Genomic DNA, 25,378 nt, shown 5'->3' with positions numbered 1-25,378 from the left:
TCACTTCAACTTCAACTTCTTAATTATAGACTCGGTGATACGAGTCCAGTGAATGTCTGGATTGCACTTACACACGGTGTCATCGAACTGCCCCGGTGGTAAGGGGGCGTTCGTCGACCCTTCCCAGTCGCGCTTGCGCGGACTGGTGCATCAGTCGAACTCGACTCTTCCTTCCTGCGTCTCCCACTTAAGGGACACGCTTCGAGGGTGGAGTCGAATCGAATGGACCCACTGGGATTCGAACCCAGGGCATCCTCCTTGCAAAGGAGGCACTCTCCCACTGAGCTATGGGCCCACTACTCCCGCGAGGGAGTAGATTCGTTAGCCCTGGTAGTTCGTAAGTGCTCGGCCGGGTCGCCGGCGCGGCGACGAACACAACGACGATTCGAGTGTCGACCCGCCCAGGGTCGACAGGGAATGTAGGTGGGCCACTCCAAAGGAGTGGTCCCGGTCAGTGGAGGTGATCCAGCCGCAGATTCCCCTACGGCTACCTTGTTACGACTTAAGCCCCCTTGCGGAGCCCAGATTCGACCGCGTTGCCGCGGCCTCATCCGGACCCCACTCGGGTGCTTTGACGGGCGGTGTGTGCAAGGAGCAGGGACGTATTCACCGCGCGCTTCTGACACGCGATTACTACCGAATCCAGCTTCATGAGGGCGAGTTTCAGCCCTCAATCCGAACTACGATCGAGTTTAGGAGATTAGCGTCCCCTTTCGGGGTTGCGTCCCACTGTCTCGACCATTGTAGCCCGCGTGTTGCCCAGAACATTCGGGGCATACTGACCTACCGTTGCCCGTTCCTTCCTCCGTGTTGGCCACGGCAGTCTGCTTAATGTACCCAGCCACGACAAGCGTGCTGCTGGCAATTAAGCATGCGGGTCTCGCTCGTTGCCTGACTTAACAGGACGCCTCACGGTACGAGCTGACGGCGGCCATGCACCTCCTCTCTGTAGCGTCGGGTAAGGTCGTCAACCTGACCGTCATTACTACAGTCGGTTCTGGTGAGATGTCCGGCGTTGAGTCCAATTAAACCGCAGGCTCCTCCGGTTGTAGTGCTCCCCCGCCAATTCCTTTAAGTTTCATCCTTGCGGACGTACTTCCCAGGCGGCCCGTTAATCGTCTTCACTACGGCACAGCACAGGCTCGTAGCCTGTGCCACACCTAACGGGCATCGTTTACGGCTAGGACTACCCGGGTATCTAATCCGGTTCGAGACCCAGCTTTCGTCCCTCACCGTCGGATCCGTCTTCTCGAGGTGCTTTCGCCATCGGTAGTCCGTCCAGGATTACAGGATTTCACTCCTACCCCGGACGTACTCCTCGAGCCTTCCGGTCCCAAGCCGTGCAGTTTCCGCTGGTCGCCCGCGCGTTGAGCGCGCGGATTTCCCAACGGACTTGCACGGCCGGCTACGGACGCTTTAGGCCCAATAAGATCGGCCATCACTTGGACTGCCGGTATTACCGCGGCGGCTGGCACCGGTCTTGCCCAGTCCTTATTCCAGCACCTCCTTACGGTGCTGAAAAGTGCAGGCACTATGCCTGCACACTTGGAGTTGCCTTATCGCACTGTCGTGCAGTGTAAAGGTTTCGCGCCTGCTGCGCCCCGTAGGGCCCGGTATCTTGTCTCAGATACCGTCTCCGGGCTCTTGCTCTCACAACCCGTACCGATTATGGGCACGGTGGGCCGTTACCCCACCGTCTACCTAATCGGCCGCAGCCACATCCTATGGCGCTGGCGCGTTTCCAGCTCTCTACCTTCCAGTGGGAGAGCCTTGTGGAGAATTAGCCTCAGTTTCCCGAGATTGTTCTCCTCCATAGGGTAGTTTGACCACGTGTTACTGAGCTATCTGCCACGAGTCTGAACTCGTGCGACTAGCATGGCTAAATCCAACTCCAATAGCAATGGCCTCTGGCAGGATCAACCAGAATGTGCTGGGGCGAGGCCCCAGCGATAGGCGGGCGTCATCCCGTGGTGGGATGACGTATAAATGATGTATTGGTGAATGGTCGTTAGTGTTCGGCGACGCGGTCGGGGAGCCGACCGAGTGTCACCGAACTACCAGGGCTAACATCAGATTCCATCGTGTACGGCGGACCGCAGGGGTGGAATCCTCATGTCCTTCGGATTTACTCGTAGGAACCGTCGGGGTATAAGCCCGTCGGAACCGTCGTCCGAGTTGTTCCGAGACGTTCGCATTTCTTCCGAGGTGTGGTATTCACTTAAGGGCATCGTCTCGAACTCGTGGAGAGTTCGGGAGACGACGCCCCCCGGAAGCATGCATCAGCGGCGCCGGGGTGTGCCCGGGCCACCTCACGTTCTTCGCATTAGTCCGAATGGCCGGGTTACACTTAACACCGTCGAACCGGAGGGCGTTCGGGTCGGCGCCCCATGGTGGTTTCCGTCACGGGCTGCTGTCGCGACGCCGACACAGCGACCGGCGTTTTTCTTCTACGCGTACGCGCGAGCCACGACGTCGAGTGGGGTTCCGAAACCCTTACCGCCCGAACGGACGTCGCCTCGTACATGAGCGAACGCGTCGACGAGGACGAAGTCCGTCACGTCGCGGAGCTTGCGCGCGTCGACCTCGACGACGAGGAGGTCGAACGCTTCGCCGGACAGTTCGCGGACATCCTCGACCACTTCGAGGCGCTCGACGAGGTGCCCGAGGTCGAGTCCGAACCGGAACTGGTGAACGTCATGCGTGCCGACGAGATCCACGAGGGACTCTCGCAGGAGGAGGCACTCGAGAACGCACCGGAGACCGAGGACGGATTCTTCAAGGGACCGCGGGTTTCGTAACATGACCGACCTGAACACCTACATCACCGACGCACACGTCGAAGGCGCCGACGAGGGGCCGCTCGCGGGGACGACCGTCGCCGTGAAGGACAACATCTCCACCGAGGGGGTCCGGACGACTTGCGGTTCCGCGATGCTCGACGACTACGTCCCGCCGTACGACGCGACCGTCGTCGAACGGCTGAAGGACGCCGGCGCCGTCGTCGACGGGAAGGCGAACATGGACGAGTTCGGCATGGGGACGACTACGGAGACGTCCGCCTACGGCCCGACGAAGAATCCGGTCGATCCCGAGCGCGTCCCCGGCGGTTCCTCGGGTGGCTCGGCGGCGGCCGTCGCGGCCGGCGAGGCCGACGTCGCGTTGGGCACCGACACGGGCGGGTCCGTCCGTTGTCCCGCCGCCTACTGCGGCGTCGTCGGCATCAAGCCCACCTACGGGCTGGTCTCGCGCTACGGACTCGTCGCGTACGCGAACTCCCTCGAACAGGTCGGCCCCATCGCGCCGACGGTCACCGAGGCGGCGCGCGTCCTCGACGTCATCGCCGGCTCCGACCCCAACGACGGGACGACCCACGACGAGGGTGACGAGAGCGACTACGCGGCCGCCGCCGACGGCGACGTCTCCGAGATGACCATCGGCGTCGTCACGGACCTGGTCGAGAACTCCACCGACCCCGTCCGGACCACCTTCGAGACGGCACTCGACCAGTACCGCGACGAGGGGGCCGAAATCGTCGAGGTCTCGCTCCCCTCCCTCGAACACGCCATCGCGGCCTACTACGTCATCGCGATGTCCGAGGCGTCCTCGAACCTCGCGCGCTTCGACGGCGTCCGCTACGGGGTCTCCGCGAGTGAAGCGAGCGGCGGCTACGAGGGCAACTGGAACGAGGCGTTCGCCGAGACTCGCGCCGAGAACTTCGGCGCCGAAGTCAAGCGACGCATCCTCCTCGGCACCTACGCCCTCTCCGCGGGCTACCACGACAAGTACTACAAGCAGGCGCAGAACGCCCGCGCGTGGGTCGAGCAGGACTTCGACGAGGCGTTCGAGGAGGTCGACGTCCTCGCGACGCCGACGATGCCCGTCCTCCCGCCGAAACTCGGCGAGAGCCTCGACGACCCGCTCCGGATGTACCTCTCCGACGCGAACACCGTCGCGGTGAACCTCGCGAACCTCCCCGCCATCTCCGTCCCCGCCGGCAACGTCGACGGACTCCCCGTCGGCCTCCAGTTCGTCGGGCCGAAGTTCGAGGAGGAGACGATCGTCCGGGCCGGGAGTCTCCTCGCGTAGACCGACGCTCCACCGCGTTCTCTTCTCTACGGCCACAGTACCTTTCCGGCCCCTCTCTGTGTCTTCGACACATGGATTCTGCGGAGAACGCTCCACCGCCTTCCGGTGAGAACCGGGCGGGTGAAGCCCCGAGTAGTACCGAGGTCGGTGAGACCACCGACGAGGCGACCGTCCACGAGGAAGGAGTACAGCTCGAACGGACCATCGGTCTCGTCGGTGGACTCGCCGTCGGCGTCGGAACGATGATCGGTGCCGGTATCTTCGTCTTCCCCGGAATCGCGGCCGGACGGGCCGGCCCCGCGGCGGCCGCCTCGTACGCCATCGGCGGCGTCATCGCGCTCCTCGTGGCGCTCCCGGCCTCCGAACTCGCGACGGCGATGCCGCGCAGCGGTGGCGGCTACTACTTCATCTCGCGTGCGCTCGGGACGATGGCCGGTGCGATGGTCGGCATCAGCCTCTGGTTGGGGCTGGTGTTCGCCTCGGCGTTCTACCTCGTCGGCTTCGGGAGTTACGCCGTGGAGTTGCTCGCCCGCGCGGGCGTCACGATCGCGTGGCCCGTCCCGCCCACCACGGCACTGGGCTTCGTCTTCGGCGCGCTCCTCACGGGGATGAGCTTCACCGGGACCGAGAACACGGCGAAACTCCAGAACGGCGTCGTCGCCCTCCTGCTGGTCATCCTCTCGCTGTTCCTCGGCTACGGTGGACTCGACGCCCTCGGCGTGTTCGGACGAGCGTCCACGCCCGAAACGTTCGCCCCGTTCGGCACGACGCCGATCGTCACGACGGCGGCGCTCGTCTTCACCTCCTACCTCGGATTCGCACAGATCGCCACCATCGCCGGCGAGATCAAGAAACCGGGTCGCAACCTCCCGCTGGCGATGGTCGGGTCGGTCATCCTCGTGACCGTCTTCTACGTCGCGACCATCTTCGTCGCGACGAGCGCGTTCGGGAGCAAGCGCCTCGCCTCCTTCGGCGAGACCGCGATGGTCGAGGTCGCCGGGTCCTTCTTCGGACCCATCGGCGCCATCGCCATCCTCGCCGCGGGCCTCCTGGCGACGGTGTCCAGCGCGAACGCGTCCATCATGAGTTCCTCGCGCGCGGTGTACGCGCTCAGCCGCGACGCCCTCCTCCCGAAGAAAGCCGGCGCGGTCAACCTCGAGTACGGGACGCCCCACGTCGCGCTGACGATGGCCGGCGTGCCCGTCCTCCTGCTGGTCGCCTCCGGGCGGACGGCCGTCCTCGCCGAGGTAGCCTCCTTCCTCCACCTCGTCATGTACGGACTCATCTGCGTCGCGCTCTTCCAGATGCGGCGCAACTCACCCGAGTGGTACGACCCGGACTTCCGCGTCCCGGCGTACCCGCTGGTGGCCGGCGTCGGCGCCGTCGCCAGTTTCGGCCTCATCGCGTTCATGCAATCGCTCTCACAGATAATCGGCGTCGTCCTGATGGTCGTCGCGGCCGGGTGGTACTTCTACTACGCTCGCGACGTCGAACTCAAGGGGGTGCTCTAGATGACAGCTACAGTCCTACTTCCGCTCCGTGTCCTGGAGGACGAGTCCGTCGCGGCGGGACTCTTCGAGTTCCTGTCGCCGACCGAAGTGATCGTGCTCGGCTACTACGAGGTGCCCGACCAGACGCCGCCGGACGCGGCCCGCGAGCAGTTCGGCGAGCGTGCCCAGAAGAAACTCGACGAGGTCCGCGAGGCCTTCGAGGACGCGGGCGCGACGGCCGAGACGCGGATGGTGTTCACCGGCGAGGCCGAGCAGACCATCGGTCGCATCGCCCACGACGAGGAGGTCGACGCCGTCGTCCATCCCGGCGCGGCGATGGACGTCGACCGACTCCTCGTCCCACTCGTCGGGAAGGCGGACGTGAACCGCGTCGCCGAGTTCGTCGCCGCCCTCGTCGCCGACCGCGACATCGAGGTGACGGTGTTCGGTCTCGACGAGACGCTGGAGGCCAGCGACGTGCAGGCGGCCCTCGACGCGGCGGGACTCTCCTCCGAGCGGGTCACGACCGAGACCGGCCCGGAGGGCAACCCGGTCGAGGCCATCGCCGCGGCGGCCGTCGACTACGACGCCATCGTCATGGGTGAGCCACAACCGACGCTCTCCGAGTGGGTGTTCGGCGAACTCGAAGACCGGGTCGCCACGGAGGCACTCGGTCCGGTGTTCGTCGTCCGCGCGGTCGAAGAATCGGAGACGGACAGCGGCGAGACGGCCGAGTAGCCGTCACCCGCCTCGCGGACGCAGGTGCGGGCCGCAGGGACAGTCGGTGGCGCAGGTGCAGGTGCCGTCGCGGTCGGTCACTCCTCGTAGACGAGGTTCATGATCCACTGCGAGAAGGCGTCGCTCTGGGGGTCGACCTCCTCCTCGCCCACGTAGGGAGAGAGCATGTCGCCGGCCATCAGCAGCGAGAAGTCGAGGTTCCGCTCGTTGATGATGGGCTCGATGAGGTAGGTCGTGTTCCCGTTGTAGACGGCGTCCTCGCGTTCGACGAGGCCCTTCTCTTCGAGTTTCTTCGCGATGCGACTCCCCTTCCGGGAGGAGACGTCGAGTTCCTTCCAGAAGTCACTCTGGTAGATACTCCCCTCCTGGCGGACGAGTTCGAGGGCGCGACGCTCGTCTTCGGAGAGGTCTGCTTCGGGGTCCGTGTCTCCGGCGCTCATGTTCGTACACGCGAGCGCGACGGGTTTAACTCTTGTAGGTCGACCGCGGGCCACTCGGGCGAGTCGCCCGTCGACAGCCCTCCCCCGTCGGTCGAGTGCTGGGCCGGGTACGGCGTCACGAGTCAGGAGAACGAGAGTGGGTCACCGTACGTCGTCTCGCAAGGCGGTCCGTCGGCGAACTCGACGGTTGCCTCACCCGCGTCGTCGACCGTGAGCAGCGTGGAGGAGCGCGTACCGTAGTCGTCGCCGTGGACACACACCTCGTGTTCGTGGTTCCGGAGCGTCTCGCGCGCCCGCGAGCGCCACGCCTCGGGCGACTCGCAGTCGCGGAGGGCGTCGCGGACCCACCGGGACTTCTCGTCCCCGTCGTCGAACCCCTCGTTGGCGACGACGTGGACGCCGGGGTCGAACGACGTCTCGTGGAGTGCCCCGTCCCACCAGCAACAGAACGCGTCGGCGTCGGAATCGGAGTCGACACCGGTACCGCCACGGGCGTCGGCGAGGACGAGGTAGAACCCGTTGTAGCGGTCCGCGTCGACCGCCTCGCGGACGAGGGCGCGCGCCTCCCGTGCGTCGGCCGCGCCGAGGGCGTCGCGGACGAGCAACCCGCGGGACCGCTCCCCGCCGCCGTCGACGTCGGTCCAGAGGTTCGTCACGCCGACGAAGAGTCCGGCGTCGTTGATACCCATCCACGTCCCCCCTGCTTCGCGGTCTTTCGGCGCGAGGACGCGCCGACCCCACTCGCGCTCGACCGGTGGTTCGGACGGCCGGCCGAGCGACTCGTCGCGGTTCGCCGCCACGAGCAGCGGCGCGTCGTCGAACGCGTGCCAGGCGAAGGCGAGAGTGCACACGGGCGGAAGTAGGGCGGCGGTCGCTTAAAGGTCGGTCGCCTGTGCGACGCGCTCGCGGGCGGCGGCGCGGTCGACGGTCCCCGACGCCGTCCGCGGGAGCGAGTCGACGAAGACGACGGTCCGCGGGACCTTGTAGCCGGCGAGCCGGTCGCGGCAGTACGCGCGGACGTCGTCGGCGGTCAAACCCGACTCGTCGGCGCTTTCGGTGTCTTCGGCGGGGACGACGAGCGCGGCGACGCGTTCACCCCACTCGGGGTCCTCCACGCCGACGACGGCGGCCGTCTCGACGTCCGGGTGTGACCGGAGGACGTCGACCACTTCACCGGGGTGGACGTTCTCGCCACCCGTGATGATGCGGTCCGACCGGCGGTTGAGGACGTGAATCTTGCCCGCTTCGTCGACGTAGCCGACGTCGCCGGTGTGGAACCCGTACGGGCCGAACGCCTCCGCGGTCTGGTCGGGGTCGTCGTACCCGGGAGTCACCGTCGGACCGGCGACGACGAGTTCGCCGACCTCCCCCGCGGGCAGGGGGCTTCCGTCGTCGACCACCGTTACCTCGGTCGGGAGGAGCGGCCGGCCGACGGTGCCGGGTTCCTCGAACGCCTCTCGGGGGGTGGCCGTGGCGATCTGCGAGGTGGCTTCGGTCATGCCGTAACTCGGGTAGACGGGGACGTCGCGCTCCGCACAGGTCTCCACGAGGTCCCGTGGAGTGGGTGCGCCGCCGACGAGGACGAAGCGCAACGAGTCGGGGAGGTCCCCCTCGGCGAGCAGTCGCTTGAGCATCGTCGGGACGAGCGAGACGCCCGTGCAGTCGTACTCGTGGAGGGCGTCGAGAGCGGTATCGGCGTCGAACCCACGGGTGAGGACGGCGGTCGTTCCGTAGAGCGCCGAGCGAACGACGACGGAGAGTCCGCCCATGTGGTACATTGAGAGCGGACAGAGCCACCGGTCGTCGGGGTCGACGCCGAGTCGGAACGCCGAGGCCGTCGCCGACGCGAGGAAGTTCCGCGGCGTGAGTCGGACCGCCTTCGGCGCCCCGGTCGTCCCCGAGGTGAACATGAGCGCGACCGGGTCCGTCGGGTCGCGAACGACGGGCGTCACCGTCGTCGAGTCGGTGTCGACCGACGGGAGGTGGCCGACGGCCGCGCTCTGCGGTTTGTCGATCGAGACGACGGGGACCGGTTCCGCCATCGCCAGCGCGTCGGCCTCGGTGTCGCCCTCGCAGACGAGACAGATGAGGTCGGCCGCCTCGCGCTGAGCGACGAGTTCCGAGGGGGCGAGTCGGGCGTTCAGCGGGACGACGACCGCCCCGAGTCGGGCGACGGCGAAGACGAGTCGCACGAACGCGGGCCGCGTCTCCATCAGGATGCCGACGCGGTCGTCCGCGGTCACGCCGAGTTCGGCGAGGCGACACGCGGTCGCGTCGACGGCGTCGTCGAGGTCGGCGAACGTCCACTCGCGCTCGGACTGTGAATCGACGAGTGCGGTCGCGTCCGGCGAGGCGCGCACCCGTCGCGAGAGGAGGTCGTCCATCACTCGATACTCCCCACCGAGAACCCAAGTCCGTTTCCCTGCGGGACGCCGACGGCCCCGCCCTCGACCGGGAGCGGTCGTTCGTCACCGCCGGTCGGGAGGTCCCGTGCGAGGAGGTCGCCCGTCGCGACACCGTGCGCCCGATTCGGGGCGACGGCGGCCGCGAGGTGGACCGCGCCCGCGCGAGCGACGACGGCGTCGATGGTCGTCGTCACGGTCACCGCGGCCCCTCGTCGCTCGGCGACGCGGGCCGCGTACCGGGCGACGTCGACCCCGCCGAGCGCCATCGGCTTGAGAACGGCCACGTCCGCCGCCCCCTCGGCCAACACGCGCTCGACGGAGAAGCGGGCCAGCGACTCGTCGAGGGCGACCGGCGTCTCGGGGTGGCCGTCGCGGAGCGCGGCGTGGCCGGCCAGGTCCTCGGCGGCCAGCGGTTGCTCGACGTACGCGACGTCCAGGTCGGCGAGCGCGTCGAAGGCGCGGTGGGCCGCCTCCCGCGACCACGCCTCGTTTGCGTCCAGGCGGAGGGCGACGTCGGGACAGGCCTCGCGAACCGCGCGGACCCGCCCGAGGTCGGCGTCGACCGAGCGGACACCGACCTTCAGTTTGAGACAGGGATAGCCGGCGTCGACGGCGTCCCGGGCGCGAGCCACCGTCTCGTCGACGTCGGCGTCCCCGACCGTCGCGTTGACCGGGAGCGTCTCCCGCGCCGTCGAAGTACCGAGGTGACGGTAGAGGGGGACGTCCTCACGGCGGGCACGCAGGTCCGCACGGGCGAGCGAGACCGCGTGTCTGGCGGCCGGCGCGTCTCGACAGACCGTGAGTGCCCGGTCGAAGTCGTTCTCGCGGAGGGCATCGCGGGCGTCGTCGAGGACGGCCCGGCAGTCGTCGAGCGATTCGGTCCACCCCGGGAGCGGCGTCGCCTCACCGAACGCGGTCACCCCCCGCTCCGCGCACTCGACCTGGAGGAGGTATCCGCGGCGCTCGGTGATGTCGCCGGCGGCGGTCGACAACGGGGCCGCGAGCGGGAGCGAGAAGGCGTCGAGTGAGACGTCCATCGGGGTCGCCTCCGTCATCGGTTACAGCGCGAGGCCGACCGCGAACAGGGCGGCGTAGGCCGCGAGGAGTTTCCCGGTCCGTTCGAGTGCGGGGTTGAGCGCCTCGCCGCTCGTCTCCGTACAGACCGTTCGGGCCACGCGGACGGCCAGCGGGAGCGTCAGGAGCGGGAGGAAGACCGCGAGACCGTACCCCTGCAGGTAGAACCAGACGGGCGTGACGTAGGCGAGGACGAGCAGGCCGACGTACTCCACACGGCTGAAGCCGTAGCCGAAGCGGACGGCGAGCGTGCGTTTCCCGGTCGTCCGGTCCTCTTCCAGGTCGCGGACGTTGTTCACGACGAGGACGTCCGTCGAGATGGCGGCGACCGGGAGACTCGCGACGAAGGCCGCGGGGGGGAGCGTCCCCGGCGGGATGCCGAACGGGAGCGGCGCGGCGAGGACGGCACACGCCTGCACGAAGAAGGTGCCCGTCACGGCGACGACGCCGAAGAAGACGAAGACGAACAGGTCGCCGAGTCCGTGGTAGCCGAGCGGGTAGGGTCCGCCGGTGTAGGCGACGCCGGAGATCAGACTCGCGACGCCGACGAGGAGGATGGGGAGGCCGCCGACGTAGACGAGGTAGAGACCGACGACCGCCGCGAGCGCGAAGGTGAGGACGAACGCCCGCTTCACCTCTTCGGCGGCGATGAGACCGGACTGGGTGACGCGAGTGAACCCCTCGCGTTCCTCCGTGTCGGCACCCTGGATGGCGTCGTAGTAGTCGTTCGCGAAGTTCGTCCCGATCTGGATGAGCGCCGCGCCGACGAACGCGGCGAGCGCCGGGAGCGGGGCGAACACGCCGAAGTGCACCGCGAGACCGGCCCCGACGAGGACGGGGGCGGCGGCCGCGGGGAGCGTCTGCGGGCGGGCGGCCATCACCCACGCCTTCGTCCGAGAAACGTCCGTATCGGTCATTTGCCGGTGGTTCGGCTGTCGCGGCTATATCGCCTGTGGTTCGGAGAGCGAGGTGGGCGCCCCGCGGTCCGCAGAGTTCCGGCGGGGACGAACGCAGCGCAAAAAGTGGGTCAGTAGTGCCAGGGGAACTGCCCGAACTCCGGTTCGCGCCCCTCCAGGAACGCCTCGCGACCTTCCTGTGCCTCCTCGGTCATGTACCCGAGTCGGGTCGCCTCGCCGGCGAACACCTGCTGGCCGACCATCCCGTCGTCGGCCATGTTGAACGCGTACTTGAGCATCCGCATCGCCATCGGACTCTTCGAAGTCATCTCGGCGGCCCAGTCGAGGGCCACCGCTTCGAGTTCCTCGTGGGGGACCGCCTCGTTGGCCATCCCCATCTCCACGGCCTCCTCGGCGTCGTAGTTCTTCCCGAGGAAGAATATCTCGCGCGCCTTCTTTTGACCGACCTGCTGGGCGAGGTAGGCCGACCCGAACCCGGCGTCGAAAGAGGCGACGTCGGGGTCGGTCTGCTTGAAGGTGGCGTGCTCCTCGGAGGCGAGCGTCATGTCGCAGACGACGTGTAGGGAGTGGCCGCCGCCGACGGCCCACCCGGGCACGACGCAGACGACCGGCTTGGGCATGAAGCGAATGAGACGCTGGACTTCGAGGATGTGGAGCCGACTCGCCTGTGAGTCGCCGTACTCGTAGCCCTCGGGACCACGGGCCGACTGGTCGCCGCCCGAGCAGAACGCCCACCCGCCGTCCTTCGGCGACGGGCCGTTGCCCGTGAGGAGGACACAGCCCACGTCGGTTTGGCGCTTCGCGTGTTCGAGTGCCGTGTAGAGTTCGTCGACCGTCTCGGGGCGGAAGGCGTTTCGTACCTCGGGGCGGTCGAAGGCGATGCGGACCGCGCCGACCTCCTTCGCGCGGTGGTAGGTGACGTCCTCGAAGTCGAACTGCTCGACCTCTTCCCACCACTCCGGTTCGAAAATCTCTGAGACCATATCGGAGGGGTGTCCGGCGTTCGCAAAAGTGTTCCCTACTCCGCCGACTCGCGTTCCCCCCACGGCCCTCGCGGCCCGGTCACCCACGAGACGAAGTAGACGGCCGTCGCCACGAGAACGACGATGAGGATCGACTCGGTCTTCGCTCCGTACGCGAACAGTCCGGCGACGAGAATCCACGTCGCGGCGTCACGGTCGTCGAACGGCCCCTCGCCGGTAGCGATCCAGCCCGCGAGGACGAACAGGACGAGTGCGAGGACCGCGCCGACGACGAGGTCGCCACCGATACCGGCCACACCGGCGAGGAGGGCGAACGCCACGACGCCGTACACTGTCACCGTTCTGCGGTCCGACTCGACGAAGAGCCAGCGCAACCAACTCATCGGTTCTCGGCGTCGGTCGCATCAGTCGCGTCTTCCCTACCGTTCTCGCGGCCCTCACCCCACGGCCCTCGCGGCCCGGTCACCCACGAGACGAGGTAGACGACCGACGCCACGAGGACGCCGAACAGCACCTCCTGGGCGACGAGTCCAGCGTAGAGCAGGACGGCGACGACGACCGTCCAGGTCACGGCCCGGTGGAAGCGGACGCGGTCGCCGAGCGCGCCGTACTGCACCCACGCGGCGGCGACGAGACAACCGCCCCCGAGCAGAAAGGCGAGGAGAAACTGCTGAGCGACGAACAGGCCCCAGAAGACGGCGAGGAGACCGAGGACGGCGATACCGGCGGCGACGAAGGGCCGCGCCGACGGCGAGTTGGACGCGGACGCGTTGGAGGGCGTGGACATGTACCTACTCTCGACGTGTCGAGTGAAAGATGTTTCCCCGACCGGCCCACTCAGAGGCGGTCGAGGACGCGCTCTTTCAGGCGCTCGCGCGTGCGGTGACTCCGTTCGGCGTCGGTGTGGACCTCGACGACGGTCGTCCCCTCGCGGTCGAGTGCCTCGGCGAAGCAGTCGGGGAAGCCGTCGAGGTCGGTCCGGGCGAACGAGAGGTCGTAGATGTCCTCGGTGGGTGCGAAGTCGAGGCCGTGGGGCGTCTTGAACTGCCGTTCGAAGGCGTCGAACTCCTCGATGGGGAGCATGTGGAAGATACCGCCGCCGTCGTTGTTGATCAGGACGATGGTCGCCTCCTGGTCACACCGTCCGAGCGCGAGCAGGCCGTTCGTGTCGTGGTAGTAGGCGAGGTCGCCGGTGACGAGGACCGTCTCCTCGCTCTCGTCGCCGTCCGCGGCGCTCCCCGCGCCCAGCGCCGAGGAGGTGATCCCGTCGATACCGCTGGCGCCGCGGTTGGCGAGCGCGGTCACGTCCGCCACGCGGGGTTCGGCGAAGCGGTCGACGTCGCGGACGGGCATACTGTTCGAGACGAACAGCGTCGTCGGGTCCGGGACCGTCTCGGCGACGGTCGAGAGGACCGCTCCCTCGAAGTGCTCGGCACCGCGGGCGTCGGTCACGACGTCCCAGTGGGCCGACTCGGCCCGCGCCCAGGGACCCCACGTGTCGACTGTTCTCGTCACCGTCTCGCGGTCGAGTCGGTCGGCGACGGCACGGGCGAACGACTCGCCCTCGGCGGTCACGAGGTCCGTCGCGCGGAACTCGGCCTCACGCCACTCCCCAGTGGGGTCGACGACGACCTGTCGGGCACCGGTGCGCGCGAGGTACTTCCGGAGCGGTTTGGAGGTCGGCGAGGCGCCGAATCGGAGGACGAGGTCGGGGTCGGGCCACTCCCGAGTCACGGACTCGTCGAGGTAGGCGTCGTAGCCGCCGACGACCGGCGTGTCTGCGACGTGGTCGCCGAAGCGGAGTCCCGAGAGTGGGTCGGCGAGCAGGGGGAAACCCGAAGCGGTGGCGAGGTCCGCGACGGCGGGAGCGGAGTCGACCGCGTCCATCGGCCCGGCGACGACGAGACCGCGGTCGGCGTCGGCCACGAGGTCTGCGAACCGGTCGGCGTCCGCGTCTGCCAGCGCCGCTCGACCCTCGGTGACGGAGACGAACGGGCCGTCGCGCCCCACCGCGGCGAGTGGGTGCTCCTCGGCGAAGTCCTCGGGGACGCCCGAGGGGTCGTCTGGTGGGACGTCCGTGGGTTCGAGGGGTTTGGCGAACGGGAAGTTGAGGTGGACCGGTCCCGGCTTCGTCCCGCGCGTCTCCGCGAGGGCGCGTGCCGCCGTCGTCCTCAACGAGCGTAGTTTCCGGCCCTCGGCGGCGGGTTCGGGCAGGTCCGCGTAGTAGCGGACGGCCGACCCGTACAGTTTCTCCTGGTCGACCGTCTGGTTCGCGCCGCTGTCCCGGAGTTCCGGCGGGCGGTCGGCGGTCAAGACGACCAGCGGGACGCGGCCGCGGTCGGCCTCCATCACGGCGGGGTGGAGGTTCGCGGTCGCAGTCCCCGAGGTGGTGACGATGGGTGTCGGCTTCCCCGTCCGTTTGCCCCGGCCGAGTGCGAAGAACGCCGCCGAGCGCTCGTCGAGGTGTGAGAAGACGCGAATCTCGGGGTGGTCGTCGAGGGCGACCGTCAGGGGTGTCGAGCGACTCCCCGGCGCGACGCAGACGGCGTCGACCCCGGCTTTCGCGAGTTCGTCCACGAAGGCACGGGCGAACAGCGTGGCACGGTTGGGTGCGTCCGCGACGTCCCAGGTCATCGCTCGTGGGCGCGTCCGTAGTCCCGTTCGTGGCCCCGTTCGAGGTGATCGAGGACCGGCCGGAACTTCAGTTGGACCTCCTTCCACTCCTCGTCGGGGTCGCTGTCGGCGACGATACCGTTGCCCGCGAACAGCGTCGCCGCCTCGTCTTCGGCGACGGCCGAGCGGATGGCCACGGCGAACGTGCCGTCACCGTCGGCGTCGACCCACCCGACCGGCGCGGCGTACCACCCGCGGTCGAAGGTCTCGGTCTCGCGGATGGTGTCCAGGGCCGCCTCCGGCGGGAGGCCGCCGACCGCGGGCGTCGGGTGGAGCGCGTCGACGAGGTCGAGGACGTGGGCGTCGGTGTCGGCCGCCATCGGTGTGAAGAGGTGCTGGACGGTCGCGAGTTTCCGGACGCGGCGCTCGCCGGTCGTGACGTTCTCCGCGACCGGGTCGAGTTGCTCGCGGATGCTCTCGACGACGAGGTCGTGTTCGTGGCGGAACTTCTCACTCTCGCGGAGGTCCCGTTCGAGGGCGGCGTCGGCCGCCGGCGTCTCACCGCGACCGATGGTACTCGCGAGCGCGCCCGTCTCCAGTCGTCCGCCGTGGCGAGTGACGAGTCGCTCGGGCGACGCTCCGAAGAACGTCCCGCCGCCGTCCGCGCGGAAGGCGAAGCGGAAGCAGTCGGGGTAGGTCGCCCCGAGGCGGTCCAGCGTGTCGGCCAGCGAGAAGGCGTCGTCGAGGTCGGCGGCCAGCGACTGTGCGAGGACGACCTTCTCTAGGTCGCCGCCGCGGATGCGCGAGACGGCCGACTCGACCTGCTCGCGCCAGGTCTCGCGGTCGGGCGTCCGCTCGGTGGCGAGGACCCCCGGCGGCGACCTCGGTTCGGGGTCGGTCGGTGCGTCGGCGACGGCCTCGCGGACGTCGGCGACCGTCTCGGCGGCGTCGGCGTCACGGGTCGTGACCGTCAGCCACGTCGCCTCGTCGGTGACGGTGAACTGCACACGCGGGAGGACGAATGCCGCACCGGGGAACCCGGCCCACGGCGCGTTCGCCTCGTGGTCGTCGTGGAAGGCGAACCCACCGAAGAGGCGCGGGCGGGCGACCGAGGGGGCGTCGGGGTCCGTGTCGATACTGTCCAGGAGGTCGGTCGCGTCCTCGCGGACGGCGTCGACGCGTCCCGCGCCGTCCGCCGTCAGTGTCGCGACCGCGCCACAGCCGACCACCGAGGGCTCGCCCGGCGCCGACCAGACGACGTGTGGTCGGTAGCGCGTCCGCAGGAGGGAGGACAGCGACGCGTCGGAGAGGCGCTCGGTCCGACTCACGAGGTGCCCGGAGTGGGCCTCCCCTGCGTTCTGGCGCGGTCCCATACTGTTCGAGACGACGAGCGGGCGCGCCTTAGGCCCTTCTACTTCAGCGACGTCGGCCCCGTCTCCCGCTTTCGAGGGACTCGTCCGCGCGCCCCGTCGTGAGCGGGTCGTCCCTCCCCGCTCGCCTTTCGAGATTCTCGCTCGCTTCGCTCGCTCCGAATCTCGCGCTCCTTCCTCCGGACCCTCAACTGTACCGACTCGCGTGTCGGTCGCTTCGCTCGCGGGTCGCTGCCGCTCCCCGCTCGCCCTTTCCGAGATTCTCGCTCGCTTCGCTCGCTCCGAATCTCGCGCTCCCTCCCGCTCGTTCGTTCGTACAGTCTCACTCGCTAGCGCTCGTTCAACTGTACCGCTCTTCTTCCCACGGATTCGCCGTGTTCGAGTACCCACGCTTCTCCCAGTACCCACGCTCCGGTTCGGTGAGGAACTCGACGCCGTCGACCCACTTCGCACCCTTGTAGGCGTACTTGTGCGGCGTGACCACTCGGAGGGGACCACCGTGTTCGCGGGGGAGGTCCTCGCCGTCGAGTCCCCACGCGAAGAGGACTTCTTCACGCATGCACGCGTCGAGCGGGAGGTTCGTCGTGTAGCCGTCGAGCGCGGAGAACATGACGTGGACCGCGTCGTCCTCGACGCCCGCGAGTTCGGCGAGGTCGGGGAACGTGACGCCGGTGAACTCGCAGTCGAGACGGCTCCAGCCAGTGACGCAGTGGAAGTCCTGACGCTGGGTCTCGTGGGAGAGGTCGCGGAACTCCTCCCAGGAGAGGGCGAGTTCGTCCTCGACGGCGCCGGTGACGGTGAACTCCCACTCGGCGGGGTCCCACTCCGGCGTGCCGCCCTTCGAGAGGACGGGGAACTTCGACGTCTCCCGCTGTCCCGGTGGGAGACGGTCGTCGCCGAACTCCCGATACAGGTCGGTAACGTCCGTGACGGTCATGTCTCGACGTAGTCGACTGACCCACGTATGCCTACCGATGACCGCGACCGGCGGCGAGACGCGCCGAATTTCGTTCAGAGGCAGGTGCCCGCCAAGTTTATACACGGCTGTAGCAAAGTCCCGTTTATAGCATGCCCACTGTCGAGATCAACATCCCAGACCACATCGAGATGCAGATCGCCCAACTCGTCGAGAAGGGCGAGTTCGTGAGCCGCGAGGAAGCCGTCGAGCAACTCCTCTCGGCAGGAATCAAGGCGTACAAGACCAGCGGACCCATGGAAGACGAGGCGAGCCTCGAAGAGGAGGGCGGTATGATGGGCCACGAAGACGAATACGTCTTCTAATTCTTTCGCGTCTCGCGTCCGCGTCCGCTCGTGTCAGCGGTTGGCGAGCAAGGCTTATCCCCACGAACGGCCAACACAACGGTAAGTCATGCACAAGGACGAACTGCTGGAGCTCCACGAGGAGATGGTGGAGATCAAGGAGAGTTTCCTCGACTACGAGGGTGTCGACGAGGACGCCTTCGAAGCCTACGAGCAACTCGACGTCGACCCGTCGCACGTCCACAAGTCCAAGAGCGAGCACAAACACGCCGTGTTCGTCCTCGGGAACGCGCTCGCGACGGCGATGAGCGAAGACGAGTTCTCCAGCGCCGGCCGCATCAGCAAGCGGATGGAGGAACTCGCCGACGACGCCTCCTCGAAACTGTAACTTTCGCGACTCGAGTCCGCTCGTTTCTCCGCCGAACCCCCGCCGCGTAGCACCCGCGCCGGCCCGTCGCCCCGGAAAGTATTATACGTGGCAGCGGCCTCCGAACTGATATGCAGACCCGTACAGTCGACCACGTCGAGTCGTGGGAGTCGCGTCCGTTCTCCGGTGGCTACAGGGCGCTCCACGACCTCGCGGACGCCTCCTTCTCGGGGGCCGTCGTGGCCGACGATACCTGGCTGTTCGCACTCAACGGCCGCGTCGTCGGGGTGTTCGAGGGGGACGTCGAGGACTTCGCGGACGCCTCCGGGACGGTCTACGAGGCGCCCCACCTCTCGCTCCCGCTGCTCTTCGCGATGCTGGAGACCGGCGGCGAGACCCGAGCGACGTACTACACCGAGGACACACCGCTCTCGGAGACGGATGAGACGCTCACCGACGGGAACTTCGTCGGCTACGTCGAACTCTCAGAGAACGTCCTCAGTGGCGACTACTTCACCGTCTACTACGGCGGACGCTCGATGAGCGCCGCCTTCGTCGGTGCGAGCGAGGAGACCGTCACCGGCGAGGAGGCCTTCGAGCGCGCCGCCGACGAGGTCGGTCTCTACGAAGTCGTCTCGGTCGACCTCGACATCGTGGACCTCCCCGAACCCGAGGAGCCAGTCGACGAACCAGTCGAGGAACCGACCGACGAATCGACCGACGAGTCGACGGCCGCCGCGGAGACCGGCGCGGCGGCAGTCGGGGCCGTCGACGCCGACAGCACCGACACGACCAGCGTCGACTCCAACGACGACGCCGACGCCGACGCTGTCGAGGCTACCGCCGACGCCACTGAGACGGCCGACGTGACCAGTGTGGACTCCGGCGTCGGCTCCGAGCCCGAGCGACCGGACGAGGCGGCTGCGCACGCGGCGACCGAGACCGGTCTGACGCCAGAACGGTCTGACGCGGCGGACACGGCGGGCACGGCGGACACAGCGGACGCGGCGGAGCCAGTGGACGTGAAGTCGGAGGAAGCCGAGGAGACCGACACCGAACCGGCCGACGAGAGCACGTTCGCCGAGGAGGAAGCGTGGCGCGAAACCACGTCGGTCCCCGCCATCGACCCCGACGAGAGCCGTGACAGCGCCACGGACGCGGCGGCCAGTGGGGCCACCGCGCGTGGGGCGACTGACGGGACCGGTGTGGCCGACGAACCCGCGTCCGGTGCCGTGACGGAGACCGACGTCCCCGCCGACCGACGCGAGCGAGACGCGGCGGGCGTCTCCGCGGAGCCAGCGGAGACGGAAACAGCGACGTCTGCCGACGAGTCGCGTGTCTCGGAACGCGTCCAGGAGTTGCAGGCGGCCGTCGCGGAGCGCGACGAACGAATCGAGTCGCTCGAAGAGGCACTCGACGAGGCCGAGCGTCGACTCGACGACCGGCGGGCGGAACTCGACCGACTCCACGAGGAACGCGACGACCTCGCGGCCCGCGTCGAGACGCTCGAAGAGCAACTCGCGGAGGCGCGAGCGAACGCGGCGACGGCGACCGGCCACGGGAACGCCGGCCAGTCTGGCGCCGAGGACCGGTCACCCGCGGAGGCCCTCTCGGGGACGAACCTCTTCGTCCGCTACGAGTCGAAGGCCGACCCGACGCTCGACGCACTGGAGAGCGGCGACGCGACCGCCGAGCAGATCAACGCCAACCTCCGCCTCGAACACCACACGCGTTTCGACGCGACGGACGTGACCGTCGACGGCGAGCGGTTCGAGCGCTTCCTCGAGACGAGCGCCCCCTACCGGTTCGTCTCGTGGGCCGTCCGCGAACTGCCCTACGAGATACTCGACACCGGTCACCGGAGCGGACTATCGGACCTCTTCGAGGCCGTCGCGCAGGTCGACCGCGCCGAACTCGACGGAACCGTCGCGGTCCCGGGCGAAGACGGAAGCGAAGTGTCCCACACCTTCGACGTGGTCCTCCGCGACCGGATGGGCAACCCGTTAGTCGTGGCCGACCTCGAAGAGAGCCGCGACCCCGTCACTGGCGACGCGATGGACGACCTCGTCGGCGCCGCACGAACCGTCGCCTCGGGGAGCGAGACGCTCGCGAGCGCTATCTACGTCACGTCGAGTTTCTTCGAACCCGGGGCACTCGAAGTCGCCGACGAGTCGGTCGACGAAGGCGGGTTCCTCCGGGGCAGCGACAAGGACAGTTTCGTGAAAGTGAGCCGGAAGCGGGGCTTCCACCTCTGCTTAGTCGAAGACAGAAACGAGTCGTTCCACGTGACGGTTCCGGAACTCTAGTCTTCGGTCTCGATCTTCATCGACTCGAGTTTGTCGATGATCTCGTCGACCTTCTCGTCGAGTTCCTCGACGAACTCCTCGGTACGCTCGGTCGTGATGGCACCCTGGCTCGACGGCTCGATGAGGTTCTCCTCTTCGAGGACGCGCAGGGAGTAGCGGACCTTGTGGTGGGGATAGCCCGTCTCGTTGGACATCTTCACGATACCGATGGGCTCGCTCTCGATGACCATCCGGAGGACCTCCAGATGCCGTTCGAGCATATCGACTTCCTTCTCAAGTCGGTCTATCATGGCATTTGTTAACTCGTCTTAGCTGCGTTTAAAGGTTACTCAACGAGTCGGCGCCGTCGTTCACTCACGGCTTCGGACCCGGACTTATTAACCGTTGTGTCCCGCTTCTATTGGGCGTCCGTGTCCTTTTCTCCCACATCGTCTGATGAATGGTGCATCGACGTGTACATTTCTCCGGCGAGGACCGTAACCGGTTTAGCGGGGGAAACGGAACGTCCGACTATGACTGTCACCATCGTCGGCGCCCAACTGGGCGACGAAGGCAAGGGCGGTGTCGTCGACCTGTACGGCGACCCCGCGGACGTCGTCGCTCGCTACCAGGGCGGCGACAACGCCGGCCACACCGTCGTCGAGGGCGGCGAAGAGTACAAACTCTCGCTCGTCCCGAGCGGTGCGGTTCGCGGCAAGACCGGCGTCCTCGGTAACGGCTGTGTCGTCAACCCGCGGACGCTGTTCGACGAGATCGACGCGCTCCGTGAGCGCGGCCTCGACCCCGACGTCCGCGTCGCCCGACGCGCACACGTCATCCTCCCCTACCACCGCGTCCTCGACGGCATCGAGGAAGAGGCGAAGAGCGAGGAGGACCAGGAAGTCGGCACCACGGGACGGGGCATCGGTCCCACCTACGAGGACAAGGCCGGCCGCCGCGGCGTCCGCGTCGGCGACCTCCTCGACCCCGAGGTCCTCCGCGAGCGTCTGGAGTACGCCGTCCCGCAGAAGCGGGCCATCGTCGAGGACGTCTACGACCTCGACGTCGACGACCTGGAGAACCCCGAGGCGTTCGACGTCGACGCGCTCTTCGAGGAGTACCGTGCGTTCGGCGAGCGCCTCGCGGAGAACGACATGACCGTCGACGCCGGCAACTTCCTCGCCGACGCCATCGAGGCCGACGAGAACGTCATGCTGGAGGGGGCACAGGGCACCCTCATCGACATCGACCACGGGAACTACCCCTTCGTCACGTCCTCGAACCCGACCGCGGGCGGCGCCGCAACCGGCACCGGTCTCAGTCCGGGCGTCGTCGGCGGCGGCGAAGTCGTCGGTATCGTCAAGGGCTACCTCACGCGCGTCGGGAGCGGCCCGATGCCGACGGAACTCGGCGGCGTCGTCGGCGACACGCCGGACTACGAGGAGCAGGGCGCGGGCGAGAACGAGGAACTCGCGACCTACATCCGCGAGGAGGGTGGCGAGTACGGCACCGTCACCGGCCGCCCACGCCGCGTCGGGTGGCTCGACGTACCGATGCTCCGCCACGCCACCCGCGCCAACGGCTTCGACGGCTTCGTCCTCAACCACCTCGACGTCCTCGCGGGGCTCGACGAGGTGAAGGTCGGCCACGCCTACGAACTCGACGGCGAGAAGATCGACACCATCCCCGCCACCACCGAGCAGTGGGCCGACTGTGAACCGGTCCTGCGTACCTTCGACGGCTGGGAGGAACAGGACTGGGCCGCGGTCGCCGAGGAGGGCTACGACGCCCTCTCCGCGGAGGCCCAGGCGTACGTCGAGTACATCGAGGACGAACTCGGCGTGCCGGCCTACGCCCTCGGCGTCGGTCCCGGCCGCGAGCAAACCATCGTCCGGGAAGACCCCTTCGACCAGTAGGAGTCGCGGTTCCTCGACGGGCTATTTCTCAGTTATCGCCGCGATAACTCAGATATCGCCAGAATATCGTGAATATTCGGCTCACAACTCAGATATGGCCGCCGTTGTCGAGATATGCGCCCAGTTTCTCAGTTGCCGGTCGGCACCGCGTCGGCTACTCCGTCCCAACTTTCACCGCGTAGAGCACGCCGACGAGGACCGTCGCGAGTTCGACGACGCGCGGGAGCGAGTGGAGAAAGTCGAGTTTCTCGGGGATCGCGGCAACGCCGAGGACGGCGCCGACGACGCCCGCGAGCACGAAGCCGACGAGGAGGAGACAGAACAGCACGACGCCGTGCCGGAGCAGGTAGGCGAGGGGGCGTTCGCTGAAGTCGACCATGTGTGAGTGGACTGGTTCGACGCCGAAAAACGGGTGTCCTCACCACTGCGTCGAACCCGCAGACTTTTGCCGGGCGCCCCCCTCGCTTTCGAGCATGAAGGAGGACCTGATGGACATCATCTGCTGTCCGCTGGACAAGCAGGACCTCGAACTCGACGTCGAGGAACGCGACGAGGACGGCGAGGAGATCCTCGAAGGGACGCTCGTCTGCACCGAGTGCGGCGAGCGCTACCCCATCGAGGAGGGCATTCCGAACCTCCTCCCGCCGGACATGCGCGAGGAGACCCCGGCCTGACGCGTCCACTTCGCTACCTGAACCTTTTTCTCCCGTCGCGCGTATGTCTCGGCCGTGCCCGGGACCCTCACTGTCCACGTCAACCACGACGGGACGAACTCCGTGTCGGCCGAACGCTCCTCGTTCGAGACTGCCGGCGCGTTCGACGTCGTCCTCGTCAACGAGGGAACCCCGGCCCACGTCCACGTCCGCCTCGACGACGCGCTCTCTCGGGTGGCGAGTCTCGACACGACGAACGTCTACCTCGACGCCGATAGCTCACAGGTCGTCCACGTCCGCGTCGGGAACGGCGGCGAGCGCCCGGTCACAGGGACGCTCGAAGTCGTCACGGGCTACGGCGCCGAGACCGAACCGGTCGAGGTGACGGTGACGGACCCCACCGCGGAGAACCCACCCGTGGCGGTCGACGAGTCGCTGGGGTCGCCCCAGCCAGAGGAGGAAGACCAGGGCGTCGAACTCGGCGACGTCGAGACGCTCGTCCCGCTCCTGCTCGTCTCTATCGGTCTGCTCGTGACCGTCCTCGCGTTCCTCACCGTCGGCGACGTGCTCGCGACGTTCGTCGCCGCGGTCGTCCTCCTCGGGGGCCTGTCGGCGGCACTGTTCCTCCGCCGACAGGCTTGATCACTCGTCGGCGTCGGTCGCGGTCCCCGAGAGGTCGTCCCCGTCCATCCGCTTCGCCCGGAGGTAGCGCGCCCGGTAGCGGTTGGCCCCCTCGTCGAGGTCGGCCTCGCGGATCTCGTCGGTCGCGCCGTCGGCCACGGTGTCGAGTATCGCCTCCAGTTGTTCTTTCTCGCTCGGCGTGAGTTCGAAAGTGTACTCTCGGCTCTCCTCGCGTTCGAGAGTGGTGAACTTCCGCGCGGCCGTGACGAACAGCGAGCACGGCTCCCGGCAGGGGAACTCCCCGTCTCCCCGGGGGACGTCGAGTTCGTCGTCCTCGCTGTAGTCCCACTCGCGGCGTTTGAGACACTGCGAGTCGGCACAGCAGGCCTCGGCGGCCCACTCCAGGGCCTCGCGCGGGAGTTCGTCGACGACGTCGAAGATGCCGGTCTGCCGGTCGGCCGTCTCTACCCAGTGTTCGACGTCGAGTTCGTCCTCGCGCTCGCGGTGCCAGTTGGCGACCGTCGCGGGGTAGACGAAGTCGACCGTCTCGACGAGCGCGTCGCCGTCGAGGTCCGAAAACGCCCACCCGGTCTGGAGCGTCGGGGCGGTCTTCAGCGGACGGTAACGCCCCTTCTCGTCTTCCTCGACGAGGTGGCGGGCGTCGAGCGGGTCGTCGTACGTGTCGAGGGCGTCGAGGGGGACGTCCGCGTCGTCCTCGTGGCGCACCTCGTAGGTGTGGGTGCCGTCCTCGACGCGGGCGGTGAGTTCGAGTTCGCCCCACGAGCGGGTCAGTCCCGCGCCGGTGAGCGCGGCCAGTCGTTCGTCGACCGGTTGCTCGTCGGCGTGTTCGACCCACCGGAGGAACGCCCGGCGGTGGGTACCGTGGCCGCCGACCGCCGTCTCCCAGTAGTACCAGTTGCGGACGTAGGGGTCCTCGGCGGCGACGTCCTGGAGTTCGTCGGTTCCGAGGCCGCGCTCGGAGCGCTCGGGCGTCTCGAAGCGGTAGCCGTAGGCCGTGCTCTCGACTTCGAGACCGTCGAAGTCGATTCCGTCCGTCGCCCGCTGGAGGAGGGCGGCGATAGCCTGGGACATCTACTCACCCACGGCCCACGGGCCGTCCGTCTCGTCGGTATGTTCGGTTCGTTCGATGCTGTCGGCGTCGGCGTCGGCGGTGTCGTCGGTACCGCCAGTGCCACCAGTGGCGGCGTCGGCATCGACAGCGGTGTCGTTCCCACCGGCCCGCTCGCGGACCCGTTCGACGGCGTCCGTGGCGTCCGCACCGGCCTCGACGGCCCGTTCGAGGACTACGTCGGCGACGAGCGGTTCGGTCCCGACGGCGCCGGCGTACCAGATACGGTGACCGTCGACCGTAGCGGGGACGTCCCACCCCTCGCGGAAGTCGTCGGTGAGACCCACATCTTCGGGGATGTCTTCCTGCGTGTGGAAGCCGTCGGCGACGAACAGCGGGACGACCACCACGTCGGTCGCCTCGAAGTGGTCGGTGACGTCGTCGACGACCGGCTCCTCGTCCATGAAGAGCGCCCGCACCTCCGCGAAGAGTCCCGCCTCGCGGATACGCTCGGCGTGGTAGTAGATGGCCTTCGCGGAGTTCTCGTTGCGCTCGGTGCCGTGGCCGACGACGGCGAGTCCGACTTCCGCACCGATTCCGTCCTCGTCTCCGTTCCCGGTCTCGTCCCCACCCATCACCGACCGCGCGCGCTGGACGATGACGTCGCTCATCGAGTCGTGCGTCCCCACGGGACCGCAGTAGTGGACCGTCTTCTCGACGTCCGTCGGTTCGAGGGTGACGTGGTCGGCGTCGGTCCCGTCGGAGTCCCACCCGGCGTCGTCCCACCCCTCCAGACGGAGTTCCCGCGGGACGACTTCCTCGGTGAAGTAGCCCTCCGAGACGAACAGCGGGACGACGAACACCTCCTCGGACTCCAGCGTCCGGAGTACCTCGCGGACCGACGGCTCTTCCTTCCAGAAGGCTTCGCGAACCTCGTCGAACGCGCCGGTCTCGCGGATCGTGTCGGCGTGCGCGAACGCGGGTTCACTCGACCCGGGGTTGAGGTGGGAGCCGTGCCCGACGACGACGAGCGCCTGTCCCTGATTCATGTCTGGTAGATGTAGGAGAAGCGTCGCCTTAGTGACTTCGCC

Annotated in this window: 25 protein-coding genes, 1 tRNA gene and 1 rRNA gene; 10 read left to right on the top strand and 17 right to left on the bottom strand. The window is 67.9% G+C overall.

Translation table 11 applies throughout. The features are described 5' to 3' along the window. Positions 1–223: 223 nt before the first annotated feature. Both P0Y33_RS04395 and P0Y33_RS04390 read right to left on the bottom strand, forming a co-directional pair. Positions 224–295: transfer RNA gene (locus P0Y33_RS04395), tRNA-Ala, on the bottom strand. Between the two features lie 160 nt (positions 296–455). Further along, a 16S ribosomal RNA gene (locus P0Y33_RS04390) occupies positions 456–1,927 on the bottom strand. Positions 1,928–2,522: 595 nt separating this feature from the next. Between P0Y33_RS04390 and gatC the strand changes: the two genes are divergently transcribed. From gatC to P0Y33_RS04370, 4 genes are all read left to right on the top strand, one after another. Continuing rightward, complete coding sequence (gene gatC, locus P0Y33_RS04385) at positions 2,523–2,798, top strand: Asp-tRNA(Asn)/Glu-tRNA(Gln) amidotransferase subunit GatC (protein ID WP_279529335.1); 276 nt, start codon at positions 2,523–2,525, stop codon at positions 2,796–2,798. 1 nt (position 2,799) lies between these two features. Continuing rightward, positions 2,800–4,086, top strand: coding sequence for an Asp-tRNA(Asn)/Glu-tRNA(Gln) amidotransferase subunit GatA (gene gatA, locus P0Y33_RS04380; protein ID WP_279529334.1), 1,287 nt, complete (start codon positions 2,800–2,802; stop codon positions 4,084–4,086). A 71-nt stretch (positions 4,087–4,157) separates the two neighbouring features. Beyond that, a complete protein-coding gene (locus P0Y33_RS04375; protein ID WP_279529333.1) occupies positions 4,158–5,597 on the top strand; it encodes an APC family permease in 1,440 nt (479 codons plus the stop codon). Further along, positions 5,598–6,314: a universal stress protein gene (locus tag P0Y33_RS04370; RefSeq protein WP_279529332.1), complete on the top strand. Its 717-nt coding sequence runs from the start codon at positions 5,598–5,600 to the stop codon at positions 6,312–6,314. A gap of 77 nt (positions 6,315–6,391) precedes the next feature. Here the strand turns inward: P0Y33_RS04370 and P0Y33_RS04365 are convergent, their stop codons facing one another. The 11 genes from P0Y33_RS04365 to P0Y33_RS04315 all read right to left on the bottom strand — a co-directional run bounded on the left by P0Y33_RS04365 (position 6,392) and on the right by P0Y33_RS04315 (position 17,053). Further along, positions 6,392–6,754: a helix-turn-helix transcriptional regulator gene (locus P0Y33_RS04365; protein ID WP_279529331.1), complete on the bottom strand. Its 363-nt coding sequence runs from the start codon at positions 6,752–6,754 to the stop codon at positions 6,392–6,394. A gap of 122 nt (positions 6,755–6,876) precedes the next feature. Then, complete coding sequence (locus P0Y33_RS04360; RefSeq protein WP_279529330.1) at positions 6,877–7,605, bottom strand: NRDE family protein; 729 nt, start codon at positions 7,603–7,605, stop codon at positions 6,877–6,879. A gap of 24 nt (positions 7,606–7,629) precedes the next feature. Then, on the bottom strand, positions 7,630–9,138 hold the full coding sequence (gene menE, locus P0Y33_RS04355; RefSeq protein ID WP_279529329.1) for an o-succinylbenzoate--CoA ligase: 1,509 nt from the start codon (positions 9,136–9,138) through the stop codon (positions 7,630–7,632). Next, positions 9,138–10,214, bottom strand: a complete 1,077-nt coding sequence (locus P0Y33_RS04350) for a mandelate racemase/muconate lactonizing enzyme family protein (RefSeq protein WP_279529328.1) — start codon at positions 10,212–10,214, stop codon at positions 9,138–9,140. The genes menE and P0Y33_RS04350 overlap by 1 nt, the downstream gene beginning before the upstream one ends. A gap of 3 nt (positions 10,215–10,217) precedes the next feature. Further along, entirely contained in the window at positions 10,218–11,150 is a 933-nt protein-coding gene (locus P0Y33_RS04345; RefSeq protein ID WP_279529327.1) for a 1,4-dihydroxy-2-naphthoate polyprenyltransferase, read from the bottom strand. A gap of 110 nt (positions 11,151–11,260) precedes the next feature. Then, positions 11,261–12,133, bottom strand: coding sequence for a 1,4-dihydroxy-2-naphthoyl-CoA synthase (locus P0Y33_RS04340; protein ID WP_279529326.1), 873 nt, complete (start codon positions 12,131–12,133; stop codon positions 11,261–11,263). 35 nt (positions 12,134–12,168) lie between these two features. After that, positions 12,169–12,516: a hypothetical protein gene (locus P0Y33_RS04335; RefSeq protein ID WP_279529325.1), complete on the bottom strand. Its 348-nt coding sequence runs from the start codon at positions 12,514–12,516 to the stop codon at positions 12,169–12,171. Further along, positions 12,513–12,920: a hypothetical protein gene (locus P0Y33_RS04330; protein ID WP_279529324.1), complete on the bottom strand. Its 408-nt coding sequence runs from the start codon at positions 12,918–12,920 to the stop codon at positions 12,513–12,515. The genes P0Y33_RS04335 and P0Y33_RS04330 overlap by 4 nt, the downstream gene beginning before the upstream one ends. Positions 12,921–12,970: 50 nt before the next feature. Next, on the bottom strand, positions 12,971–14,767 hold the full coding sequence (gene menD / locus P0Y33_RS04325; protein ID WP_279529323.1) for a 2-succinyl-5-enolpyruvyl-6-hydroxy-3-cyclohexene-1-carboxylic-acid synthase: 1,797 nt from the start codon (positions 14,765–14,767) through the stop codon (positions 12,971–12,973). After that, positions 14,764–16,119, bottom strand: a complete 1,356-nt coding sequence (locus tag P0Y33_RS04320; RefSeq protein ID WP_279529322.1) for an isochorismate synthase — start codon at positions 16,117–16,119, stop codon at positions 14,764–14,766. Before P0Y33_RS04320 ends, menD begins: the two co-directional genes overlap by 4 nt. Before the next feature lie 337 nt (positions 16,120–16,456). Continuing rightward, positions 16,457–17,053: a sulfite oxidase-like oxidoreductase gene (locus P0Y33_RS04315; RefSeq protein ID WP_279529321.1), complete on the bottom strand. Its 597-nt coding sequence runs from the start codon at positions 17,051–17,053 to the stop codon at positions 16,457–16,459. Between the two features lie 131 nt (positions 17,054–17,184). On the opposite strand from P0Y33_RS04315, the gene P0Y33_RS04310 reads away from it, so the two are divergent. The 3 genes from P0Y33_RS04310 (at position 17,185) to P0Y33_RS04300 (ending at position 20,049) form a co-directional block, all read left to right on the top strand. Beyond that, positions 17,185–17,397, top strand: coding sequence for a DUF7120 family protein (locus P0Y33_RS04310; RefSeq protein WP_279529320.1), 213 nt, complete (start codon positions 17,185–17,187; stop codon positions 17,395–17,397). Between the two features lie 88 nt (positions 17,398–17,485). Next, a complete protein-coding gene (locus tag P0Y33_RS04305; RefSeq protein ID WP_279529319.1) occupies positions 17,486–17,764 on the top strand; it encodes a UPF0058 family protein in 279 nt (92 codons plus the stop codon). A 110-nt stretch (positions 17,765–17,874) separates the two neighbouring features. Then, positions 17,875–20,049 (top strand): DUF7527 domain-containing protein, encoded by a 2,175-nt coding sequence (locus P0Y33_RS04300; RefSeq protein WP_279529318.1) that lies wholly within the window; start codon positions 17,875–17,877, stop codon positions 20,047–20,049. Here P0Y33_RS04300 and P0Y33_RS04295 read toward each other — a convergent pair. Continuing rightward, the gene (locus P0Y33_RS04295) at positions 20,046–20,339 is read right to left on the bottom strand and encodes a hypothetical protein (RefSeq protein WP_279529317.1); all 294 of its coding nucleotides are present in this window, start codon (positions 20,337–20,339) and stop codon (positions 20,046–20,048) included. The genes P0Y33_RS04300 and P0Y33_RS04295 overlap by 4 nt on opposite strands. A 222-nt stretch (positions 20,340–20,561) precedes the next feature. Between P0Y33_RS04295 and P0Y33_RS04290 the strand changes: the two genes are divergently transcribed. Continuing rightward, complete coding sequence (locus tag P0Y33_RS04290; RefSeq protein WP_279529316.1) at positions 20,562–21,944, top strand: adenylosuccinate synthase; 1,383 nt, start codon at positions 20,562–20,564, stop codon at positions 21,942–21,944. Between the two features lie 154 nt (positions 21,945–22,098). Here P0Y33_RS04290 and P0Y33_RS04285 read toward each other — a convergent pair whose 3' ends face one another. Then, a complete protein-coding gene (locus P0Y33_RS04285; RefSeq protein ID WP_279529315.1) occupies positions 22,099–22,323 on the bottom strand; it encodes a hypothetical protein in 225 nt (74 codons plus the stop codon). A gap of 94 nt (positions 22,324–22,417) precedes the next feature. Here P0Y33_RS04285 and P0Y33_RS04280 point away from each other — a divergent pair, with 94 nt between their 5' ends. Continuing rightward, on the top strand, positions 22,418–22,618 hold the full coding sequence (locus tag P0Y33_RS04280; protein WP_279529314.1) for a methytransferase partner Trm112: 201 nt from the start codon (positions 22,418–22,420) through the stop codon (positions 22,616–22,618). A 54-nt stretch (positions 22,619–22,672) separates the two neighbouring features. After that, on the top strand, positions 22,673–23,239 hold the full coding sequence (locus P0Y33_RS04275) for a DUF7524 family protein (protein WP_279529313.1): 567 nt from the start codon (positions 22,673–22,675) through the stop codon (positions 23,237–23,239). On the opposite strand, the gene P0Y33_RS04270 is transcribed toward P0Y33_RS04275, so the two are convergent. Together P0Y33_RS04270 and P0Y33_RS04265 are read right to left on the bottom strand one after the other, a co-directional pair. Continuing rightward, positions 23,240–24,310 (bottom strand): DR2241 family protein, encoded by a 1,071-nt coding sequence (locus tag P0Y33_RS04270; protein WP_279529312.1) that lies wholly within the window; start codon positions 24,308–24,310, stop codon positions 23,240–23,242. It abuts the gene before it with no gap. Continuing rightward, on the bottom strand, positions 24,311–25,336 hold the full coding sequence (locus P0Y33_RS04265) for a CbiX/SirB N-terminal domain-containing protein (RefSeq protein WP_382216938.1): 1,026 nt from the start codon (positions 25,334–25,336) through the stop codon (positions 24,311–24,313). It lies immediately after the preceding gene. Positions 25,337–25,378: the final 42 nt, after the last annotated feature.

Source organism: Halospeciosus flavus (assembly GCF_029814175.1).
GTDB classification, from domain to species: domain Archaea; phylum Halobacteriota; class Halobacteria; order Halobacteriales; family Halobacteriaceae; genus Halospeciosus; species Halospeciosus flavus.
This window is presented reverse-complemented; position numbering and strand designations above follow the sequence as displayed.

Excerpts from the sequence above, each read along its gene's own strand:
- gatC (WP_279529335.1), top strand. The coding sequence starts at position 2,523 with ATGAGCGAACGCGTCGACGAGGACGAAGTCCGTCACGTCGCGGAGCTT.
- gatA (WP_279529334.1), top strand. The coding sequence starts at position 2,800 with ATGACCGACCTGAACACCTACATCACCGACGCACACGTCGAAGGCGCC.
- P0Y33_RS04375 (WP_279529333.1), top strand. The coding sequence starts at position 4,158 with ATGGATTCTGCGGAGAACGCTCCACCGCCTTCCGGTGAGAACCGGGCG.
- P0Y33_RS04370 (WP_279529332.1), top strand. The coding sequence starts at position 5,598 with ATGACAGCTACAGTCCTACTTCCGCTCCGTGTCCTGGAGGACGAGTCC.
- P0Y33_RS04365 (WP_279529331.1), bottom strand. The coding sequence starts at position 6,754 with ATGAGCGCCGGAGACACGGACCCCGAAGCAGACCTCTCCGAAGACGAG.
- menE (WP_279529329.1), bottom strand. The coding sequence starts at position 9,138 with ATGGACGACCTCCTCTCGCGACGGGTGCGCGCCTCGCCGGACGCGACC.
- P0Y33_RS04350 (WP_279529328.1), bottom strand. The coding sequence starts at position 10,214 with ATGACGGAGGCGACCCCGATGGACGTCTCACTCGACGCCTTCTCGCTC.
- P0Y33_RS04345 (WP_279529327.1), bottom strand. The coding sequence starts at position 11,150 with ATGACCGATACGGACGTTTCTCGGACGAAGGCGTGGGTGATGGCCGCC.
- P0Y33_RS04340 (WP_279529326.1), bottom strand. The coding sequence starts at position 12,133 with ATGGTCTCAGAGATTTTCGAACCGGAGTGGTGGGAAGAGGTCGAGCAG.
- P0Y33_RS04335 (WP_279529325.1), bottom strand. The coding sequence starts at position 12,516 with ATGAGTTGGTTGCGCTGGCTCTTCGTCGAGTCGGACCGCAGAACGGTG.
- P0Y33_RS04330 (WP_279529324.1), bottom strand. The coding sequence starts at position 12,920 with ATGTCCACGCCCTCCAACGCGTCCGCGTCCAACTCGCCGTCGGCGCGG.
- menD (WP_279529323.1), bottom strand. The coding sequence starts at position 14,767 with ATGACCTGGGACGTCGCGGACGCACCCAACCGTGCCACGCTGTTCGCC.
- P0Y33_RS04320 (WP_279529322.1), bottom strand. The coding sequence starts at position 16,119 with ATGGGACCGCGCCAGAACGCAGGGGAGGCCCACTCCGGGCACCTCGTG.
- P0Y33_RS04315 (WP_279529321.1), bottom strand. The coding sequence starts at position 17,053 with ATGACCGTCACGGACGTTACCGACCTGTATCGGGAGTTCGGCGACGAC.
- P0Y33_RS04310 (WP_279529320.1), top strand. The coding sequence starts at position 17,185 with ATGCCCACTGTCGAGATCAACATCCCAGACCACATCGAGATGCAGATC.
- P0Y33_RS04305 (WP_279529319.1), top strand. The coding sequence starts at position 17,486 with ATGCACAAGGACGAACTGCTGGAGCTCCACGAGGAGATGGTGGAGATC.
- P0Y33_RS04300 (WP_279529318.1), top strand. The coding sequence starts at position 17,875 with ATGCAGACCCGTACAGTCGACCACGTCGAGTCGTGGGAGTCGCGTCCG.
- P0Y33_RS04295 (WP_279529317.1), bottom strand. The coding sequence starts at position 20,339 with ATGATAGACCGACTTGAGAAGGAAGTCGATATGCTCGAACGGCATCTG.
- P0Y33_RS04290 (WP_279529316.1), top strand. The coding sequence starts at position 20,562 with ATGACTGTCACCATCGTCGGCGCCCAACTGGGCGACGAAGGCAAGGGC.
- P0Y33_RS04285 (WP_279529315.1), bottom strand. The coding sequence starts at position 22,323 with ATGGTCGACTTCAGCGAACGCCCCCTCGCCTACCTGCTCCGGCACGGC.
- P0Y33_RS04280 (WP_279529314.1), top strand. The coding sequence starts at position 22,418 with ATGAAGGAGGACCTGATGGACATCATCTGCTGTCCGCTGGACAAGCAG.
- P0Y33_RS04270 (WP_279529312.1), bottom strand. The coding sequence starts at position 24,310 with ATGTCCCAGGCTATCGCCGCCCTCCTCCAGCGGGCGACGGACGGAATC.
- P0Y33_RS04265 (WP_382216938.1), bottom strand. The coding sequence starts at position 25,336 with ATGAATCAGGGACAGGCGCTCGTCGTCGTCGGGCACGGCTCCCACCTC.